This window comes from Aminomonas paucivorans DSM 12260 (genome assembly GCF_000165795.1).
GTDB classification, from domain to species: Bacteria; Synergistota; Synergistia; order Synergistales; family Synergistaceae; genus Aminomonas; species Aminomonas paucivorans.
Genome location: NZ_CM001022.1, coordinates 598,381 through 619,149 on the forward strand (window position 1 = coordinate 598,381; position 20,769 = coordinate 619,149).

Consider the following 20,769-nt stretch of genomic DNA (forward strand, 5'->3'; position numbering starts at 1 on the left):
ATTATGATTTCGTGGGAGGTGGGGGAATGGGTGTAAGCAATAGCTGCGGGGGGGCGACACCGGTCTCGCAAAACCTCTTGTGGCTGCTCTGGGGTAAATCCAACAGGGAATCCGGCGAGATCCATCCCCTGGTTCGGCACCTTCTGGAAGCTGCTGCGGTTTGTCGCATGCTGCTGGAGCGTCGGCCCTGTCTCCGAAGGCAGTTCGCAAAACTCCTGGGGGTGGCGGAGGATCAGGTGTTGGAGTGGGTTCCCTTTCTCTGTGCCCAGCACGACCTGGGCAAGGCGGGACCCTTTCAGTTTTGCCCCCATGGTCCCTGGGGAAAGTGCGAACAGGTTCCTCCGGCGTGGCAATCCTTCTTTCCTCGGTCAAACGCGGGTCACCCCTCTCATGGAAGCTACACCACGCGGTACCTCCAGGTGCTGCTGCCTGAACTGCTGAAGAAAGGCGTCATCGGAGCTTTGGATCCCTCCGTCGTGAAACGCCTTGCCTCTGCGCTGGGGGGGCATCACGGCGCGTTTGTCTGCAACAGCATGATCAGCTCCCTGGAGAAGGAGATTCGGGCAGATGCCGGGTCTTCGTATCCATGGCTTGGAGTAGCGCGTCGGTTGCTGGAGATCCCCCTGTTGTGGCTGAGTCCCTCCGAACCGCTGGATCCCGTCAAGGGAAACGCCTGGCCTGTCCTTCTGGCGGGGGTGGTCAGCCTGTCGGACTGGATCGCGTCCAACGAAGCGTTTTTCCCCTATCGCTCCCTTCCCGACTCCCCGGATCTCCCGAATGATCTGTGGGAAACGACCTTGAAGCATGCCGGACTCATCCTGGACGAAGCGGGGTTTCGGGAGGTCGTTTCCCCTGCTCCTGCCACGTTCTCCGAGTTGTTCGCTTTTGATCCTCGGCCACTGCAACATCGAATGGACGAACTGTTGCCCATGGAAAGGATGGTGGACCTGCCGCGGTTTCTCATCCTCGAAGCCCCCATGGGGGAAGGGAAGACCGAGGCGGCTCTTTTCGCTCTGGATCGTTGGCAGATATCCCTGGGGAGAAACGGAGTCTACGTGGCCATGCCGACCACTGCCACCAGCAACCAGATGTACTGTCGAGTGGAGCGTTTTCAGGAGAACCGCCGTCCCGGGGGGCGAGAGAATCTGCACCTTCTCCATGGCCAGGCGTTGCTCTCCGACGACTACGATCGCCTGAAAGCTCGGTCGGTGGCTCCAGACGAGGGAGAAACCCCTTCGGTCCAGGCGGACGAGTGGTTTTGCGCCCCCAAACGGGGGCTTCTCGCCTCAGGGGCCGTGGGCACCGTGGATCAGGCGCTCCTAGGGGTCCTTCAGACCCGGTACCAGTACCTGCGGCTTTTCGGGCTGGCGGGGAAGACGGTGATCTTCGACGAAGTCCACGGTTACGACGCCTACATGCTCACGGAGTACGAGAACCTGTTGCGATGGCTTGCCGCCCTGAACTGCACCGTGGTGGTCCTTTCTGCCACCCTCCCCGCTGCGACCCGGCGCAGGATGGTCCAGGCCTTCTCCGAGGGGATGGAAGCCCCTGTGTCTCTGGATGTGCTGGACGGGGTGTCCTATCCGCGGGTGACCACCCTAAGGGACAGCGGAGACCTTTCCTGCGACACCTTCCCTTCTGCGAGATCCTTCTCCTGTCGTATTCGTTGGGAGCACGATAGACGGTCTGTGGCCCAATCCCTGGCAGAGGAGATGAAGGAGGAAGGAGGAGCCGTGGCCTGGATCTGCAACACCGTGCGCAGTGCCCAGGAGACCTATGACCTCCTGAAGGAGGTTTTTCGGGACAGCAAAATCGATGTGATGCTCTTTCATGCTCGGTATCAGGCGGGGGAGCGTCGCAGACGGGAAAAGGCGGTTCTGGAGCGCTTCGGACCAGGCAGGAAGGGCGGAGACGGGGTGGTTCTGGTGGCGACCCAAGTGGTGGAGCAGAGCTTGGATCTGGATTTCGACCACATGATCACCGAGCTGGCCCCCGTGGACCTGATCCTCCAACGATTGGGGCGGGAGCATCGTCATGGGGGGTGCGCGAGGCCCAAAGCCTTTGTGGAACCCTGGCTGCGCATCCTCGTCCCCGAAGGATTGCCGGATGATTTCGGGGCGAGCGGCAAGGTCTACTTGCCCTTCGTTCTCCTTCGTACCTGGCTTGTCCTGAAGGACCGGGCATCTCTTGCCCTGCCTGGTCAGATGGATGACCTCATGGAAGCCGTCTATGGCGAAGCGGGGGATTTCCCCGAAGAGTATCGGTCCCTGCTTGCGAGATGGCAGGAGGAACACTCGAAAGGAGAGGACGGGTCGCGCTTCAAGGCCGCGAGCATCCTCATTCCCGATCCAGGAGGGAGGGATGTGACCCAGGCCTTCTCTCAGGGGGTTCAGGAGGACGAGGGGGTTTGTCCAAGGGCCCGGACCCGACTTTCCAAAGAAGACCGAATCCCTGTCGTTTTGCTGCACCGCAAAGGGGAGGTGTCCTATCAGGACCGAAGCGGTACCGCCCCGGTCTCCGAGATTCCTCCTCGGGACCCAGAAGAGCGCAGGAGATGGGAGAAGCGGATGGTGGAACTCTCGGTGGATCTTCCAACATGGTTTCTGCGGGATGTGGACCGGATTCCGGAACCGCGGTGGAAAGGGTGTGCGCTCCTTCGGCATCACGGGTTGCTTCTCTTGGAGGACGGCAAGGTCGTCCTGGGTGAGGGGAGGTGTCTGGAGGTGGATGAAGAAAAAGGCGTGATCCGTCATTTCGGCTCTGAGAAAGGAGGTGCATCCCGTGGAAGGGACGTTTGATCTGACGGAGCGTCCGTGGATCCTCTGCAGGCTTCGGGATGGCTCGACGGTGTCCTTGGGGCTCCTGGATCTGTTCCTTCGGGCGCCTGAGATCGAGGGAATCGTCGGTGGCGATCCCCTGGAAGAAGGGGCACTCTATCGGTTTCTCGTTGTAGTGGCCCACCGAATCCTCCAGGGCCCCGTTTCCAGCGCCCAATGGGAAGACCTGTGGGACCGAGGGGCGTTCGATCCCCCCGGAGTGAGGGAATACTTCCGTGTCTGGAAAGACCGTTTCGACCTCTTCCATCGGGAGTTTCCCTTTTTTCAGCACCCGGGATGTGGGGATGTGGAGGCGAATTCTGCGACGGTGATGGCCCATTCTCTGGCTTCGGGAAACAACGCCGTTCTGTTCGATCACCACGAGGATGGGGTGTCTGTCCGCTGGTCCCCCGCCACGGCGGCCCGAAAGCTCCTGGTCGCCCAGGGTTATTCCCTGGGTGGGCTGGGGCCTTCGTATAAAGGGTCCAGACAGCAGTTCTACCAGGCCCCCCTCGTCCCGGGGGCTCTGGTGATTCTTCGGGGAGACAACCTGTTCCAGACGGTGATGCTGAACCTCCTGGTTCTGGGGAAGGATCACCCCTTGCCTGGTTCTGGTTCCGCTTCCGATCTCCCCCTGTGGGAACAGGATCCGAGGCCTTTTCGGCCCGGGGAGGAAAGGGTTCCCAAGGGATACCTGGATTACATGACCTGGCAGGCCCGGCTGGTGCAGATCCTTCCCGAGGAGGACGGAACCGTGGCAAGGGTGCGATGGATTCAGGGGGTACGGACTCCCGACATCGGTACGGGGGAGCCCATGATGGTCTTTCGCAGACAGGAAGCCAAGGCAGGGAAGGCAAAACCGGGTTCTCCGGAATGGTTTCCCCTTCGTTTCTCGGAGGGAAGGGCCTGCTGGAGAGACAGCGCAGCCCTGGCGGCCCCGGTGAAGGACCAAACAGATCGCTACCGCCCCCCGGAGACCCTTCTGGCTTTGGTGAACGACCACAGGGACCACCCGGGGGTCCCCCAGGTGGTGCGGGTGAATCTCTACGGTCTTCTGGCGGATAAGGCCAAACCCCTGCTCTGGCGCAAGGAGAGCCTGCCCATCCCCGTGGCCTATTTGGCGGAGGACCGCTGGTACCTGGCCCTGGAACAGGCCCTCCTCTTGGCCGAAGAGGTGGCTTCCCGGTCCTTGGGTTGGGGGCTTCGCCTTGCGGCGGACGACCTGGAGGACCCCCTACGCAAGGAGGCGAAGGAAGCCTTTGCCCAGTGGGCCCGCAACACGGTCCAAACCTCCTACTGGGCTTCCTTGGAGGTCCCCTTCTACCGTCTTTTCCTGGCAGGGAATCCTGCCACGCTTCCCCAGGAGGATCTGGAATCCCGATGGCGACGCCAGTTGGGTCGAAGCGCCCGATCGGCCTTCCACCAGGTGGGGGGCGCGTTGGAGGGCAAATCGGAGGGACTGCGGGCCTGGGCACGAGGAAAACAGGGATTGGATGGTAGCCTGTACCGACTGCTCGGCGACGATGCGAAGGAGGGATGAAGGCTTGGAGAGCTCGGGACGGAATGCCTCGGAAAAAAAAGAGGGGAAAGCCGGTCGTTTGGTCGAACGGCTCCTCTCCTGGAAGGAGGATCTTGGCGCTCTTGCGGCTCTGCGCCGCGGCTGGGGGAAAGAGCCTGGAACGGCACCGGAGATGTTTCCCTATGTGGCGTCTTTCGACGATTCTCGGTGGGAAGGCGAAGTGGTCTACATCGTGGCGGGGCTTTTCGGCATGTGGCCCCAGCACGACCCTTCCTCCGGGTCCTTCGGCGCGTCGATGCGTCGCTTGGTGGAGCCGGAGGAGGACGTGCAGGGGACAAGCGTGGAAAAGCGATTCCTCTCGTTGTTGGATGCGGATGCGGGAGAGCTGTATCAGGCCCTTCCCCGCATGGTGGGCCTGCTGAAGGCAAAGGAGGTTCCCCTGAACTACCTTCTGCTGACCCAGCATCTTTTCCACTGGAAAGATGCTGGAATCCACAATGTCCGTCGTCGTTGGGCGGTGGACTTTTGGCGTCGTCCATTCACTCGATCCGTGGAAACGACAAAGGAGGATTGAGCCATGTCCGAGTTTGAGGTGCGGTGTCTGACCCAGAGCGTTGCCCCATCCTGCCTGAACCGAGACGGTACCGGTTTGCCCAAGGACTGCCCGTCCTGCGGTGTCTGCAGGACGGGTGTTTCCGGCCAATCCTTGAAGCGTGCCCTCCGGGAACGTTTGGGTATCCATCGATCCTTGGAAACGACAAAGGAGGACTGAGCAATGTCCAAGTTCGTGGAACTGCATCTGATCCAGAGCGTTGCCCCATCCTGCCTGAATCGAGACGACACCGGTTCGCCCAAGGACTGCCAGTTCGGCGGTGTCCGTCGGGCGCGCGTTTCCAGTCAGTCCTTCAAACGGGCCATCCGGGAAAGCTTTCGCACCCATGAGAGATTGGCCGCTTCCATGGGAGTGCGCACCAAGCGCCTCGTGGAGGGAACGGCTCAAAGGCTGGCTCTTCGGGGACGTGATGAGGAGATAGGGCGTAAGGTTGCCCGTAACCTGCTGAACGTGGTTTTCGACAAGGACATGTTCGACGGGAAAACAACGGACAAGACGAAATACCTCCTGTTCCTCTCCCCCTCGGAAGTTCAGGCCTTCGGCGAGATCGCCGAAGGTTTCTGGGATGAGCTTTCGGCCATGGAAACCCAGAAGGCCGAAACTCCTTCGGGAGAGGAACCGGAGGAGGCTGCCCCGAAGGCGTCCCGTAAAGGCGCCAAAACGAAGAAGACCGAGGGAAGCAAGGAATTGCTTGCGGCGGTGAAGGGGCTGTTCGGCAAGACCCCCGGTGTCGACCTGGCCCTTTTCGGTCGCATGATCGCCGATCGTCCGGACGACAACATCGATGGGGTTTGCCAGGTGGCCCATGCCATCTCCACCCACCAAACTGCCAAGGAGGTGGATTTCTTCACCGCCCTGGATGACCTCAAGCCCGACGATACCTCCGGTTCCGACATGATGGGGGTGGTGGAGTTCAACAGTGCCTGCCTCTACCGCTACCTCACTCTGGACTGGGATTCCCTGGTGAGCCTTCTGGGGAACGAGGCATTCGCCAGGACCGCCCTGGAGGGTTTTCTGGAAGCCGCCGTACGGGCCCTTCCCTCGGGGAGGCAGAACTCCTTTGCCGCCCACAACCTTCCGAGCCTGGCTTTTGCCTGTGTCCACGACGGCCAACGATTCTCTCTAGTCAACGCATTCGAGAAACCCGTGAAGCCCAGGGATGGTCTGGTGGAGGAATCCGTCCGGCGCATGGACGAATACCTGGGCCTTCTGGAAAAGGAGTACGGTCGCTACCTCGTTGGCACCGGGGCCGTGAAGCTGCACTGCGGCCCCGCCGCAGGGGGTGGACTTGTCCACCTGGGCGAGCGGGCCGACAACCTGGAAGCCTGGATCCAGGCCATTCTCCGGGCCCTTTAGGGGTATCGTCGTGCCCAGCCTGTTGCTTCGCCTGGGTGCCCCCATGCAGTCCTGGGGCGTGCACAGTGCCTTCGGCATCCGGGACACCGGTAGGGAGCCTTCCAAGAGCGGCGTGGTAGGGTTGCTGGCTGCGGCTCTCGGAAGGGACCGTCATGACCCTCTGGACGACCTGGCTTCCCTCGTTCTGGGGGTCAGGGTCGACCGAGAGGGCAGCCTGATGCGGGATTTTCAGACTGCTGGGGGAGGGCAGTTCTGCGGCTCCCCCTACGGCGTGCGAAAGGCCAACGGCAAGGCGGGCGACACGGTCGTCTCCCCTCGCTGGTATCTTGCCGATGCCCTCTTTCTCGTGGCCCTCGGGGGGGAGGATCCGGCTTTCCTGAAGAGCCTGGAGGAGGCTCTCCTTCGCCCCCGTTACCCTCTCTACCTGGGGCGACGTTCCTACCCACCCACCTTTCCTTTGGTGCTGGGTGTGGTCTCGGAAGCGGCGGAAGAGGCGTTGCGCTCCTATCCTGTCCTCCCGGGATCTGATGGCGGGGGAAGGATGCTTCGCCTTGTCCTGGAATCCTCCCCCGAGGAGGGGGGGACTCCCCGCATGGATGTGCCTCTTTCGTTCGATCCCCTGGAAAGGCGCTACGGCGTGCGCTACGTCCGCACCGAACTGGTGGAGGTGGTCCCCTCGGACAGGCGAAGGGAGGAGATGCCATGTACCTCTCCAGGTTGATCCTTGATCCTCGAAGTCGCCAGGTTCGCCGAGACACGGGAGACTGCCAGCAGATGCACCGAACACTTTGTCGGGCTTTCCCGGGCACGGAAGGCAAGGACCCGCGGTTTCGCAGTCGAGCGGGTCTGCTGTGGCGCCTGGATCGGCGGGAGGACGGAACCCTTTGCGTGATCGCTCAAAGCGAAGCGGAGCCGAATTGGGGGTTTCTCCAGGAGTGTCCCGGCTACTTGCTCCCCTCCTTCCCCTGTCCTGCCGTTCGCTCCCTGGATCCTCTGTGGAGTCGCCTCGTCGCCGGCACGGTGTGGCAATTTCTGTTGCGCGCCAACCCCACCCGAAAGGTGGCGACAAAATCCTCCCCCGACGGCTCCAAGTCCAACGGCCGTCGGCTTCCCTTGGATACGGAGGAGGACGAGCTTCGCTGGTTCCTTCGCAAAGCGGCGGAGGGGGGATTCTACCTGGCCCCCGAGGGGAGGCAGGGGGAGGAATCACGCCGCCTTCGAGTCTGTCGGGAAACCCCCCTGAAGGGGTCGCGAGGGGCACAGGGCGATTCCCACGGGATGACCTTCCATGCCGTTCGTTTTGAAGGGTATCTGCAGGTTACCGATGGGGACCGGTTTCGAGAAATCCTGAAGAACGGTCTGGGCAGCGCCAAAGCCTATGGTTTCGGCCTGCTCTCCCTGGCCCCCGTATAGCCATGGCACTGGGAGACCTGCACATCCTCCCCAAATTCCGGGATGGCCTATCCTATCTGTATGTGGAACACTGTCGCGTGGAGCAGGAGGGCAAGGCGGTGGCTCTTTGGGATGCCCGGGGAGTCACCCCTGTGCCCTGTGCCTCCTTGGCCCTGCTCCTCCTCGGGCCGGGGACGCAGATATCCCATGCCGCTGTGAAGGCTTTGGCGGATTGTGGATGCCTCGCGGCATGGTGCGGCGAAGAGGGGGTCCGTTTCTACGCTTCCGGCACGGGAGAGACCCGAAGCTCCCGCAACCTCCAGAAACAGGTCCTGCTGTGGGCTCGGGAGGAAACCCGCATGAAAGTGGTGCGGACCATGTATGCTATGCGCTTCGGTGAAGTGGTGCCCGACACCCTCTCTCTCCAGCAGCTTCGAGGCCGGGAGGGCGCTCGCATGCGGGACGCCTACCAGCGGATTGCGCAGGAGACCGGCGTTCCTTGGAGCGGGAGGCAGTATGACCGCAATTCCTGGAACAGCGCGGACCCCGTGAACCGGGTTCTTTCTGCGGCGAACTCCTGCCTTTACGGGGTGTGCCATGCCGCCATCGTCAGCCTGGGGTACAGTCCCGCTCTGGGGTTTATCCACACGGGAAAGCAGTTGTCCCTGGTGTACGATCTTGCGGATCTCTACAAAGTGGAGACCACCATTCCCGTCTCCTTCGAGACCGTTCGGGAGGGCACGACTCCCCTGGAACGAACCGCCAGGATTCGCCTGAGGGATCGTTTCCGGGAGACCCGTCTGCTGGAGCGGATCGTCTCGGACCTGGATGCCCTGTTCGGCTCCGTGGACTTGGCACCGCAAGATGTGGGGCTGATGGATCCGGACGAAGACATGGCAGCCCCTGGAGGATTGTGGAATGGGGATGGCCAGGTCCTTGGAGGGGTCTGTTACGAGGCGTCGGACGGGCCATGATGGTTCTGGTCCTGGAGAAAGTTCCGCCCTCCTTGAGGGGAGAACTCTGTCGATGGCTCATTGAACCCAAAGCAGGGGTTTTCGTGGGTCAGGTCTCTGCCTTGGTTCGGGAGAAACTTTGGCGACAGATTTGCCAGGGCGCGAGGGAAGGGAGCTGCCTTCTGCTCTATTCCTCCAATACAGAGCAGGGTTTTCGGTTTGACGTCTGGGGAAGCCGGGAACGCCTGGTGGCAGATTGGGAAGGGTTGACCTTGGTAACTCGAAGTAGTCATAAGGGTGATTGATCGACATCTCGAAGACATTTCCCCACGCACGTGGGGATGAACCGGTGGTAGCCGACACCGCCACGGTGATGCACCGCATTTCCCCACGCACGTGGGGATGAACCGTATGGTTCTTATGACAAAGGAATGGTGGCGGTCCATTTCCCCACGCACGTGGGGATGAACCGCGGGGCGCTGGCCACGGGAACGACACCCTATGACATTTCCCCACGCACGTGGGGATGAACCGCCAACGACACCCTTCGGTGGCTCGGGCGGAGCCATTTCCCCACGCACGTGGGGATGAACCGAAATCGCAAACCCTGTCAAGAGATCCACTTGACATTTCCCCACGCACGTGGGGATGAACCGTCTCCCCGATTGATGAAATGATGATATCTAACCATTTCCCCACGCACGTGGGGATGAACCGTGTCATATCGACAGGAGTGTGATAATCCCCCACATTTCCCCACGCACGTGGGGATGAACCGGCTTGGGCGCTGGGAAAACTGGACGCCCTGGACCATTTCCCCACGCACGTGGGGATGAACCGTAATTAGCTATTTGTGAAGTTTTCGCCCAAAACATTTCCCCACGCACGTGGGGATGAACCGGCGGCGGGGGACGCTCCCCCGGGCCCGCCGCCCATTTCCCCACGCACGTGGGGATGAACCGGAGAGGAACAACGATGACTTACGGATACCCCAACATTTCCCCACGCACGTGGGGATGAACCGGATCTTTTCCCAAAGGTCTGCACCAAGAACGACATTTCCCCACGCACGTGGGGATGAACCGGGAAATGCAAAAGTTACGCATGCAAAGGTGATCATTTCCCCACGCACGTGGGGATGAACCGTGGCTGACACCTTTAGCATGGGCGTCGAAGACCATTTCCCCACGCACGTGGGGATGAACCGGAAGATATGAAGATGCAGATGGCTAAGAAGAACATTTCCCCACGCACGTGGGGATGAACCGTCGGAAGAATGGATGCCTGGGCAGACGCGATGCATTTCCCCACGCACGTGGGGATGAACCGCCGTTCACGCTCTTCGAGCGGCAGAAGCGTGACCATTTCCCCACGCACGTGGGGATGAACCGGAGAGGAACAACGATGACTTACGGATACCCCAACATTTCCCCACGCACGTGGGGATGAACCGGATCTTTTCCCAAAGGTCTGCACCAAGAACGACATTTCCCCACGCACGTGGGGATGAACCGGGAAATGCAAAAGTTACGCATGCAAAGGTGATCATTTCCCCACGCACGTGGGGATGAACCGTGGCTGACACCTTTAGCATGGGCGTCGAAGACCATTTCCCCACGCACGTGGGGATGAACCGGAAGATATGAAGATGCAGATGGCTAAGAAGAACATTTCCCCACGCACGTGGGGATGAACCGTCGGAAGAATGGATGCCTGGGCAGACGCGATGCATTTCCCCACGCACGTGGGGATGAACCGCCGTTCACGCTCTTCGAGCGGCAGAAGCGTGACCATTTCCCCACGCACGTGGGGATGAACCGCCGTCGGGGCCTGGGCCGAGGAGGAGCTTGACCATTTCCCCACGCACGTGGGGATGAACCGGATCGTTTCCACCGGCTACCCCTCCCCCGCAACATTTCCCCACGCACGTGGGGATGAACCGAGATGCACGTCAAGGGGTCCCGTGGCGACGGGCATTTCCCCACGCACGTGGGGATGAACCGAGGGCCGCAAAAATCCTCCTGGCAGACATCCCCATTTCCCCACGCACGTGGGGATGAACCGGGACTGGGGCTTGGAGTTTCGGACCTGGAGAACATTTCCCCACGCACGTGGGGATGAACCGCTGGCGGCGCTCCCGGAGAAGGGCAACGAGGCCATTTCCCCACGCACGTGGGGATGAACCGCAGGGTTAGCACTTTGTCTGTCTGATTCATCCCATTTCCCCACGCACGTGGGGATGAACCGAGAAGCGTTTGATAAGACAGTGGAGAGCGCACCATTTCCCCACGCACGTGGGGATGAACCGAGAAGCGTTTGATAAGACAGTGGAGAGCGCACCATTTCCCCACGCACGTGGGGATGAACCGCGCCAGGACCTTCCCCCCCGCCCACAGCGCGGCATTTCCCCACGCACGTGGGGATGAACCGTGAGCGAGCTGAAGCCGTGCCCGTTTTGTGGCCATTTCCCTACGCACGTGGGGATGAACCGCCTCCAGGTACCGGTCCCCCACGCTGACGCCCCATTTCCCCACGCACGTGGGGATGAACCGGGGGCCCGGGGCGACTGGAAGGACCTGGACTCCATTTCCCCACGCACGTGGGGATGAACCGGTGACGGTCCCGACGAACGTGCAGGGGCTTCGCATTTCCCCACGCACGTGGGGATGAACCGCGTCGCGGAAACGGAGTGGTGGATATGATCTTCATTTCCCCACGCACGTGGGGATGAACCGGTGCCGGGTGCTGGGCTACGCGGCTTCCAGTGCATTTCCCCACGCACGTGGGGATGAACCGCGCTTGGACGCCACCAGCCGAACGACCAGGGCCATTTCCCCACGCACGTGGGGATGAACCGTATTCCACCGGATGCCGAACCCTGCGGAACATGCCATTTCCCCACGCACGTGGGGATGAACCGAAACCGCGCGGGTGGGACGATTCCAGGAAGGCCATTTCCCCACGCACGTGGGGATGAACCGGCGTTCGCGGCAGCCTGGGGGGCAACGTCCCCATTTCCCCACGCACGTGGGGATGAACCGGTCAAGGTGGGCGGGGCGGACGTGACGGGGTACATTTCCCCACGCACGTGGGGATGAATCGGCGTGCAAGACCGACGAGGAGCGAATCGAGGTCATTTCCCCACGCACGTGGGGATGAACCGGGGTGCCCCCCGTCCCGGGCGGTGATCTATGGCATTTCCCCACGCACGTGGGGATGAACCGGAATGAGCCAGATCGCCCAGGAGACCGGACTCCATTTTTCCACGCACGTGGGGATGAACCGAACGACTCCGTGACGGATCGGGTGGACGAGCCCATTTCTCCGCACACGTGGGGATGAACCGCTGTCCTGGCAGGCCCGGTTCCCGTGGAGGCTCATTTCCCCACGCACGTGGGGATGAACCGTAGTAGGGCCAGGGTTGTTCGTCGTAAAGTCCCATTTTCCCACGCACGGGGGATGAACCAATTTAATAGTCTTTGTATGAAGGGTTTGCCTGGCTGCGCTCTAGCCGAAGAAGCCAAACAACCACAAAATGGCGACGAAGCCCCCGATCTTGCATAGGATCCGCCAGGCATCATGGCACCAGAAAGTGTGAACTTCCTTCGCAAGGGCCTCAAGAGTTTCTTGCGTCCTCGCCAGGTCCGACTCAACAGGGCCAAGTTCCTCCCTTTGTGCGTGTTTCCCATAGGAACCCCGTTGTTCCATGCCGAACACCCCTGCTTGATTTTACTGCAATCCTCACGGGGTATCGTGGTGCATTGCTATCTTTATTTGCAGCCCGAATCCCCGACGAAACGGACCTGACGGTCCTGCGGAAAGGCTGACGGGGTACTACCAGGATCAGGGATCGTCCGGGCACATCGAATTTGGAGCTGGAACGGTTCTTCTCAAGGACTGTCCCCCGGCAGGTTGCCCTTCCCGGGTCCGGGGCGTTTCCCCGCGTGCCCTTCACCCTTTCTCCCCGTCATCCGAGGAAGGAAGAACAGGTTGTGTTGCCGGGAGGGAGGAGCGGGGATGGAGCTGGATCACCTGTTTCTGTGTGTGGGGGATCGGGGGCGGTGCGGGGATCTGCTGACGGAGTTCGGCCTGCGGGAGGGAAGTGGGAACCGGCACGAGGGGCAGGGGACGGCGAACCGACGGTTTTTCTTCCGCAACCTGATGCTGGAGATCCTGTGGGTGGAGGACGAGGAGGAGGCCCGAAGCCCCCTGACCGCCCCCATGGGGCTCTGGGAGCGGTGCGGCGGGGAGGAGGGGCGTTCCCCCTTCGGGATCGGCCTTCGGGTGCAGGACCCGGAGGAGGTCTTGCCCTTCCCCATCTGGGAATTTTGCCCCCCGTATCTGGGGGGACGGGGGTGCATCCGGGTGGGGTGTGGAGCGGGGACGGAGGAGCCCCTGGTCTTCTGCATCCCCGCGGGGGCGGGGCCCTACGGGGAGCGCAACGCCTCGCAGCCCAAGGCGGAGGTGGCGGGGGCGGGGTGGGTTCGGGAGGTGGAGCTTCGGTCGAAGCAGGGGGTTCCCCTTTCGGGCCCCCTGGAGGCCGTGAACGGTCTGGCGGGTTTTCGGGCCTTCCGGGGGGACGAAGACCTGCTGACGCTGCGCCTGGGGCCCGGGCCGGGGACGCGGCGGCGCTGCTTCGCCCCGGCGCTGCCCCTGGAGCTTCGCTGGTAGGCCCTGGGGGAGAGGCGGAGGCGCTTTTGCCTTTTCCTGCCCTCCGTCTTCCGTCTGTGTCCTCCCTGTGCGGTTCCCGTAACGAAGCCGTGATCCCGCCTTGATATTCTGTCCCCGAACGGAAGGGGTGGAGGGTATGGAGGCGTTGCGGGACGAGGGGGAAGTGCGGGAGCTGGAGCGACTGCTGGAGGCCCAGGCGGTGACGCCGGTGTTCCAGCCCATCGTGGACCTTCGGTGCGGGAAACTCCTGGGGTACGAGATCCTCTCCCGGGGGGCGGAGCCCCTGAGGAGCCCGATGGACCTGTTCCGCATCGCCGAGGGGTGCGGTCTGGTGTGGGAACTGGAGTACGCCTGCCGCCTCGCCGCCATCCGCGGGGTGGCGGATCTGCCCGATTCCGCCCGGGAGGGGCGCAAGTTCTTCCTCAACGTGAGCCCTCGGATCTTCGGGGACCCCCGGTTCGCCAAGGGGTTCACCCTTTCCCATCTGAAAAGCTACGGTCTGGACCAGCGGATGTTCGTCCTGGAGATCACCGAGCGGGGCAATCTGGAGGACCAGGACCGCTTCGAGACCCTCATCGCCCACTACATCAACCAGGGGTTCCAGCTGGCCCTGGACGACTTCGGGGTGGGGAACTCGGGTCTCCTCACCCTCATCAGCTGCGCTCCCCACTACCTGAAGCTGGACATGGGCATCGTCCAGGGGATCCACCAGTCCCCGTACAAACAGCTTTTGGTGAAGGCCCTGGTGTCCTTTTCCCACAACGTCAGCTCCCGGATCATCGCCGAGGGGGTGGAGACCTGGAAGGACCTGGAGACCCTGCTGCGCCTGGGGGTGGACCTGGGTCAGGGTTTCCTCTTCGCCCGGCCGGAGCCGCAACCGGGGGACGTGGACCCGGCGGTGGCGGAGCGCCTTCGGGGGATGCACGATCAGGTCTGCCCGCCCGCCCTGGACGGGGGCGAGCAGGTCCGTCAGTTGGTGCTTCAGTGTCGGGACCTCCAGGAGGGGGCGGCCACCTGCGAGGAGGTGGATCGCTTCTTCCGTCGGGACCTGAACCTGGACCATCTGGTGCTGCTTCGGGGGCAGACTCCCGTGGGGCTGGTGACCCGGCAGTCCTTCTACTCCAAGACCGGCGGCCCCGTGGGGTACCACCTGTTCCAGAAGAAGCCCGTGGAGGTGGTGGCTAAGCGGGATCCCCTGGTGGTGCCTGAGACCATCCCCGTCACCGCCCTGGCGAAGCGGGCCATGGAGCGGGGGCGGGAGGATCTGTACGATCCGGTGGTGGTGACGGGGCCCCGTCAGGAGTTCCTGGGCACCCTCACCATCCAGCAGCTCATCGCCCGGGCCACCCAGTTGGAGATCGAGACGGCCCAGGGGGCGAACCCCCTGACGGGGCTTCCGGGGAACCGGCTCATCGAGCAGTGGATCGGACAGGTCCTGGAGCGGGAGGAGTTCGGGGTGATCTATGCGGACCTGGACCGGTTCAAGGAGTACAACGACCGGTACGGTTTCCTCAAGGGAGACGAGATGATCCGCCTGAGCGGCCGGGTTCTGGGGGGGCTGGGAGGGGTGCTCCCCCCCGGGACCACCCTGGGGCACGTGGGGGGGGACGACTTCATCCTGGTCTGTCCGGGCAGGGTTTCCGAGGAGGTGTTGGAGGAGATCTGCGGGGCCTTCGATCGGGAGAAGGAGGGGTTGTTCACCCTGGAGGATTTGGACCGAGGGGCCTATTGGGCCACGGACCGCACGGGGAACCGGGTCTGCGTGCCCCTGGTGACCCTGAGCCTGGCGGTGGTGCACCCGGAGTGCTTCGGAGGGGACCGCCACCCGGCGCTGCTCTCGGAACTGGCCGCCCAGGCGAAGAAGCAGGCCAAGATCCGCTCCGCCCTGCTTCGGAGAAGCAGCTACGCCTGCGCCCTTCCCCTGGATCTTGCCGTCCCTCCCTTGCGGACGGAAAGCCGCGGAACCCCGGTTATGGCATAATGGAATGTATCATCTCATTCCCCGGCGCACAGGTGCCGTCGCCGGTCGAGGAGGCCCTTCCTGTGGGGGACGATCCGAAGAAACAAGCCTCGGCGAAACAGCCCAAGCAGCCCCGGAAGAAGAGCGAGCCCTTCTGCTTCTTCAACCGGGAGCTGAGCTGGCTGCGCTTCAACGAACGGGTCCTGGCCCAGGCCCTGGACCCCTCCACGCCCCTGCTGGAGCGGGTGAAGTTCCTGGCCATCTTCGGCAGCAACCTGGACGAGTTCTTCATGATCCGGGTCTCGGGGCTGCGCCGCCAGTTTCTGGAGGGGGTCCTGGACCTTCCCCCCGACGGCATGACCCCGGCGGAGCAGTTGGGGGCGGTGCGCAAGCGTCTGCTGCCCACCCTGGACCAGGTGTCGGCGTGCTGGCAGAAGGACCTGCTTCCTCGGCTGCGGGATGCGGGCATCGACGTGGTGCCCTACGACTCCGTGAAGGACAAGCACCGGTCGGGGCTGCGGCGCTTCTTCGAGCGGGAGATCTTCCCCATCCTCACCCCCCTGGCCTTTGACCCGGGGCATCCCTTTCCCCACATCTCCAACCTCAGCCTGAACCTGGCCATCGTCCTCAAAGACCCCCGGCGGGGGGAGCGCTTCGCCCGGCTCAAGGTGCCCGGCACTTTTCCGCGTCTGCTGCCCGTGCCCAACGACGACGACGAGGGTCTGCACAAGATCGGCCTGAAGACCCACGCGCCCCGGCGCTTTCTCTGGTTCGAGGAGATGATCCGGGCCAACCTGGACATGCTCTTCCCGGGCTACCAGGTGGAGGAGTCCTTCCTCTTCCGGGTCACCCGGGACGCGGACATCGAGATCGAGGAGGACGAGGCGGACGACCTGCTGGAGTCCATCCAGGAGGGCATCGATCGGCGCCGCTTCGGGTCGGTGGTGCGCCTGGAGATCGAGAAGGACGCCCCCAAGCGCATCCGGGACATCCTGACCCGCAACCTGGAGCTGGCGCCCTACCAGGTCTACTCCCTGGACGTCCCCATCGGCGCGGCGGACCTGATGGAGCTGTGCAAAACCGAGCGGCCGGACCTGAAGGACCCCCCCTTTCAGCCCGCGGTGCCCCGGGACCTGGTGCGGGGCAAGCCCCTGGTGGAAGCCATCCGTCAAAGGGACCTGCTGCTCTACCACCCCTACGACTCCTTCGTCCCGGTGGTGGACTTCCTCCGCCAGGCGGCGAACGATCCGGATGTGCTGGCCATCAAGCAGACCCTCTACCGGGTGGGGGGCAACTCCCCCATCGTGGAGGCCCTCATGGAGGCCCGGCAGCAGGACAAACAGGTGGCGGTGCTGGTGGAGCTGAAGGCCCGGTTCGACGAGGAGAACAACATCGGCTGGGCCCGGGCGCTGGAAAGCGCGGGGGTCCACGTGGTGTACGGTTTCGTGGGCCTGAAGACCCACGCCAAGGTCTGCATGGTGATCCGTCGGGAGAAGGGGGGCATCCGGCGGTACGTCCACCTGGGCACGGGGAACTACAACGCGGGCACCGCGGCGGTGTACGGGGACTTCGGCCTCCTCACCTGCGACCCCGACATCGGGGCGGACGCCTCGGAGCTGTTCAACTCCCTCACGGGCTACTCCCGTCAGCAGGCCTACCGCAGGCTTCTGGTGGCCCCGGGGAACCTGCGGCAGGAGATCCTGCGGCGCATCCACCGGGAGGTGGAGCAGCACGTCGCCTGCGGGGGCGGGCGCCTGGCCTTCAAGCTCAACGCCCTGGTGGACCGGGAGTGCATCCAGGCCCTCTACCGGGCCAGCCAGGCGGGGGTGAAGGTGGACCTCCAGGTGCGGGGCATCTGCTGCCTCTGCCCCGGGGTGCCGGGGGTGAGCGAGAACATCCGGGTCACCTCCGTGGTGGGGCGCTTCCTGGAGCACGCCCGGGTCTTCGCCTTCCACAACGGGGGGGAGGAGGAGGTCTTCCTGGGCAGCGCGGACCTCATGCCCCGCAACCTGGACCGGCGGGTGGAGGTGCTCTTCCCGGTTCTGGACCCGCAGATTCGGGCCAGCATCCTGGAGAACATCCTGCCCATGCACCTGCGGGACAACCGCCGGGCCTTCCTCCTGGGTTCCGACGGGGAGTACGTCCGCCTGACCCCCCAGGAGGGAGAGGAGCCGGTGGACTCCCAACAGTGGCTGGTGGATCATCGGGGGACCTGGCATCGCCGGTGACCGGGAAGGGAAGGATGGACGTGGAGGAACGACTGCCCTGCCGCTCCCGGGCGGATTTCGCCGCCGAGCGGATTCTGGGGCACCTCAAGGACCTGCGGAAGGAGATCCCCGGGGTCCGGCGCAACGAAGACATCGAGCCCCTGCACCGCATGCGGGTGGCTTCCCGGCGGGTGCGCAGCGCCCTGGCCCTTCTGGGGGACGCGGCCGACGTGCCCGCCTCCGCGGGGCGGGAGGTCCGGACGATCACCCGAAGGCTGGGGGCCGCACGGGACCGGGACGTGCAGATCCAGTGGCTGGTCTCCTTCCGGGAGGGGGATGCCGCCAAGGGGGACCACCAGGGGGTGGATCGCCTCCTGCTGCGCCTCCGACAGGAACGGGGACGCCTCCAGCCTAAGCTGGAGCGGCTGCTCCTCCGGCTGGAGGAGGGGGACGGGATCGCCCGGCTGGAGGAACACCTCCACCGGCAGCGCCTGGCCGCCTCCCTGGGGGAGGAGGAGCCGGGCTGGGTCGCCGATGCCCGCCGGAGAGCCTACCAGGACCTGGGCATCCTGGCGGAGCGTCTTTTGTCTTACGAGCCCTACCTGTCCCGTCCCGAGGCGGCGGAACAGCACCACGCCATGAGGATCCGGGCCAAGGCCCTGCGCTACGGCCTGGAACTCTTCTCCCCCCTGTACGACGACGAGCTGGACCCCCTGGCGGACCGGATCCGCAAGCTCCAGTCCGCCCTGGGGGAGGTGCACGACGGGGACGTGTGGGTGGAGCGGGTGGACCGGTTCCTGGAGGAGGAGCGTCGCCGGGCCCTGGACTACCTGGGACACGCCCGTTCCCTTTCCCGTTTGGTGCCGGGGGCCCGGGCGGTGCGGGAGGACCGGGCCCGAGCCCGGGAGGAGGCCCACCGCAAGGCCCGGGAGCTTTGGGAGCGCTTCGCCCAGGAGGACCTCTGGGGACAGATCCGAACCACCCTGGGGAAGGACGTGGTCCCATCGGCGTCGTGAAGGGACTGGACGAAGGTGCGAGGGAGCGGATCGAGGCCTTTGCCCGGCCCCTGGACCCGGACCCGGCCCACAGCCACCAGGTGGCCCGTCTGTCCCTTCTTTTGTTCGACGGACTTCGAGGGGTCCACGGCCTCAAGGGGAGAGACCGCCCCCTGCTGGAGGCGGCGGCGCTGCTCCACGACGTGGGGTGGTCCAGGGGAGGCAAGGGACACCACAAGCACGCCTACGACCTGATCCGCCGGGGGGAGGACCTGCCCTTTCCCGAGGAGGACCGGAACCTGGTGGCCGCCGTGGCCCGGTACCACCGCAAGGCCCTGCCCCGGGCCCGCCACCGGGCCATGAGAGACCTGTCCCCGAAGGACCGTCGGCGGGTGCGCTGGCTGGCGGCGCTGCTTCGGGTGGCCGACGGCCTGGACGTGGAGCACCGGGGCCGCGTCCAGGGGCTGCGCTGCCGCTTTCGGGACGGGGTGCCCCTGCTGGAGGTGTGGTCCGAGGAGCCCCCCGAGGCGGCCCTGCGGGCGGCGGACCGCAAGGCGGACCTGTTCCGCCGACTCCATGAAAGAAACCTGGTGATGCGATGGAAACCCTAGAGACCCCTCGCCGGACGGTGGGGCTGTTCGACATCGGCACCAACTCCGTGCGCCTGTCGGTGGTGCAGATCCGCGACGGCGCCCCGGTGGTGGTGAACCAGCAGCGGGAGATGGTCCGCCTGGGGGAGGGGGAGTTTGGCGGTGGGGAACTCCAGCCCGAGGCCATGGATCGGTGCGTGGCGGTGTGCCGCCGCTTCCGGGACCTGGTGCGTTCCTACGGGGACGGGGAGATCGTGGCGGTGGCCACCTCCGCCACCCGGGACGCGGCCAACCAGATGCGCTTTCTGGCCCGGCTTCGCGAGGAGGCGGACCTGGACGTGCGGGTCGTCTCCGGTCGGGAGGAAGCCCGGCTCATCTACCTGGGGGTGGCCAGCGGCCTCCACCTGGGAGCGGCCCGGGGGCTCTTCGTGGACATCGGAGGGGGCAGCACGGAGCTGGTGGTGGGCACCCAGCACCAGCACGAGTACCTGGACACCCTCAAGCTGGGGGCCATCCGGGTCTCCAGCCTCTTCCAGGGGAAGGACCGCCGGGCTCCCATCCCCGAGGGGACCTATCGGGACATGAAACAGTACGTCCGGGACGCCTCGGTGCGCTCGGTGCAGCGGATCCGCGCCCTGGGGGTGGACCGGGCCTTCGGCAGCTCCGGGACCTTGCTGAACCTGGGGGAGATCTGCTCTCTCCGGACGGGGGACCCGGACCGGAGGATCCCCCTGCCCTGCCTGCGGGAGGTGCTGCGGGATCTCCGGGGGCTGGACCTGGAGGGGCGCAGACGCTTTCCGGGCATCCAGCCGGAACGGGCGGACATCCTGGTGGGAGGCGGAGCCATCGTGGAGACCCTGATGGAGGGACTGGACATCCCCCTGTTGGAGACCAGCGACCGCAGCCTGCGGGACGGTCTGCTGGTGGACTACCTGGCCCGGACGGCCCCGGAGGCCTGGGGAGCGGACCTCTCCGCCCGGGAGCGCAGCGTCCTCCAGCTGGGGCGCACCTGTCACTTCGACGAGCCCCACGCCCGGCACATCGCCCAGAGGGCGGCGGAACTCTTCGACACGGGGAGGGAGGCCCGGCTCCACGACCTGGGGGACCGGGAGCGGGAGCTGCTGGTCTACGCGGCGCTGCTCCACGACATCGGCATGTTCCTCTCCTTCTCCAACCACCACACCCACACCCACTACCTGATCCGCAACGCGGAGCTGCTGGGGTTCGACCAGACGGAGATCCAGATCATGGCCGCCACGGCGTACTACCACCGCAAGAAGCTCCCCCGGCGCAAGCATCCCCAGTTCGCGGAACTGGACGAACTCAGCCAGGGAAAGGTCCGGGTGCTGTGCCTCCTGCTGCGCTTGGCGGAGAGCCTGGACCGGAGCCACTCCGGGGTGGTGCGCTCCGCCCGCTTCCGGGAGGCGGGGCGCCGACGGGTGGAGCTGGAGCTGTACGCCTCCGGGGAATGCCAGCTGGAACTCTGGGGCCTTTCGGGACACCAGGAGGCCTTCCGGGAGGTCTTCAAGAAGGACCTGGTCTCCCGCCTCTTTCCCACCCTGCGCAGCGAGGCGTCCTGACGTCCCCCGTCTTCCGCAAGGGTCCCGTATTGGGGTAAGATGACGGGGTGGAATCACGAAGCGGGCAGTGCGGGGACGCACGACGGGCCTTCAGTGGACTTGCGAAAACGGGGTGAT

The 20,769-nt window shown here is 64.4% G+C and carries 15 protein-coding genes, 1 pseudogene and 1 CRISPR repeat array; all 16 genes and pseudogenes read left to right on the forward strand.

The window, feature by feature from the left end; translation table 11 throughout:
- Window positions 1-26: 26 nt before the first annotated feature.
- Window positions 27-728: pseudogene (locus APAU_RS14860) on the forward strand (CRISPR-associated endonuclease Cas3''); the annotation flags it as partial.
- Between the two features lie 201 nt (window positions 729-929).
- Window positions 930-2,798 carry a CRISPR-associated helicase Cas3' gene (gene cas3 / locus APAU_RS02665; RefSeq protein ID WP_232207748.1) on the forward strand — a complete coding sequence of 623 codons (1,869 nt, stop codon included), beginning with the start codon at window positions 930-932 and terminating at the stop codon, window positions 2,796-2,798.
- The gene (casA, locus tag APAU_RS02670; RefSeq protein WP_006300127.1) at window positions 2,782-4,356 is read left to right on the forward strand and encodes a type I-E CRISPR-associated protein Cse1/CasA; all 1,575 of its coding nucleotides are present in this window, start codon (window positions 2,782-2,784) and stop codon (window positions 4,354-4,356) included. The genes cas3 and casA overlap by 17 nt, the downstream gene beginning before the upstream one ends.
- Window positions 4,340-4,909, forward strand: coding sequence for a type I-E CRISPR-associated protein Cse2/CasB (casB, locus tag APAU_RS02675; RefSeq protein ID WP_269490270.1), 570 nt, complete (start codon window positions 4,340-4,342; stop codon window positions 4,907-4,909). The genes casA and casB overlap by 17 nt, the downstream gene beginning before the upstream one ends.
- Before the next feature lie 3 nt (window positions 4,910-4,912).
- The gene (locus APAU_RS14865) at window positions 4,913-5,107 is read left to right on the forward strand and encodes a type I-E CRISPR-associated protein Cas7/Cse4/CasC (RefSeq protein ID WP_006300129.1); all 195 of its coding nucleotides are present in this window, start codon (window positions 4,913-4,915) and stop codon (window positions 5,105-5,107) included.
- A 3-nt stretch (window positions 5,108-5,110) separates the two neighbouring features.
- Window positions 5,111-6,304 carry a type I-E CRISPR-associated protein Cas7/Cse4/CasC gene (cas7e, locus tag APAU_RS02680; protein ID WP_006300130.1) on the forward strand — a complete coding sequence of 398 codons (1,194 nt, stop codon included), beginning with the start codon at window positions 5,111-5,113 and terminating at the stop codon, window positions 6,302-6,304.
- Between the two features lie 10 nt (window positions 6,305-6,314).
- Entirely contained in the window at window positions 6,315-7,025 is a 711-nt protein-coding gene (gene cas5e / locus APAU_RS02685) for a type I-E CRISPR-associated protein Cas5/CasD (RefSeq protein WP_006300131.1), read from the forward strand.
- Window positions 7,007-7,717 carry a type I-E CRISPR-associated protein Cas6/Cse3/CasE gene (gene cas6e / locus APAU_RS02690; protein WP_006300132.1) on the forward strand — a complete coding sequence of 237 codons (711 nt, stop codon included), beginning with the start codon at window positions 7,007-7,009 and terminating at the stop codon, window positions 7,715-7,717. The genes cas5e and cas6e overlap by 19 nt, the downstream gene beginning before the upstream one ends.
- 2 nt (window positions 7,718-7,719) lie before the next feature.
- Window positions 7,720-8,670, forward strand: a complete 951-nt coding sequence (gene cas1e, locus APAU_RS02695) for a type I-E CRISPR-associated endonuclease Cas1e (protein WP_006300133.1) — start codon at window positions 7,720-7,722, stop codon at window positions 8,668-8,670.
- Entirely contained in the window at window positions 8,670-8,954 is a 285-nt protein-coding gene (cas2e, locus tag APAU_RS14870) for a type I-E CRISPR-associated endoribonuclease Cas2e (RefSeq protein ID WP_408626264.1), read from the forward strand. Before cas1e ends, cas2e begins: the two co-directional genes overlap by 1 nt.
- 15 nt (window positions 8,955-8,969) lie before the next feature.
- A CRISPR array of direct repeats spans window positions 8,970-12,056; the repeat unit is 29 nt; unit sequence CATTTCCCCACGCACGTGGGGATGAACCG.
- A 610-nt stretch (window positions 12,057-12,666) separates the two neighbouring features.
- Window positions 12,667-13,320, forward strand: a complete 654-nt coding sequence (locus APAU_RS13495; RefSeq protein ID WP_006300134.1) for a VOC family protein — start codon at window positions 12,667-12,669, stop codon at window positions 13,318-13,320.
- Between the two features lie 136 nt (window positions 13,321-13,456).
- Window positions 13,457-15,301 (forward strand): GGDEF domain-containing protein, encoded by a 1,845-nt coding sequence (locus tag APAU_RS02705; protein ID WP_006300135.1) that lies wholly within the window; start codon window positions 13,457-13,459, stop codon window positions 15,299-15,301.
- Between the two features lie 62 nt (window positions 15,302-15,363).
- Window positions 15,364-17,508, forward strand: coding sequence for a polyphosphate kinase 1 (gene ppk1, locus APAU_RS02710; protein WP_006300136.1), 2,145 nt, complete (start codon window positions 15,364-15,366; stop codon window positions 17,506-17,508).
- Between the two features lie 20 nt (window positions 17,509-17,528).
- A complete protein-coding gene (locus APAU_RS02715; protein WP_198004028.1) occupies window positions 17,529-18,503 on the forward strand; it encodes a CHAD domain-containing protein in 975 nt (324 codons plus the stop codon).
- Complete coding sequence (locus tag APAU_RS02720; RefSeq protein ID WP_050792455.1) at window positions 18,500-19,093, forward strand: HD domain-containing protein; 594 nt, start codon at window positions 18,500-18,502, stop codon at window positions 19,091-19,093. Before APAU_RS02715 ends, APAU_RS02720 begins: the two co-directional genes overlap by 4 nt.
- The gene (locus APAU_RS02725; protein ID WP_006300138.1) at window positions 19,081-20,652 is read left to right on the forward strand and encodes a Ppx/GppA phosphatase family protein; all 1,572 of its coding nucleotides are present in this window, start codon (window positions 19,081-19,083) and stop codon (window positions 20,650-20,652) included. Before APAU_RS02720 ends, APAU_RS02725 begins: the two co-directional genes overlap by 13 nt.
- Window positions 20,653-20,769: the final 117 nt, after the last annotated feature.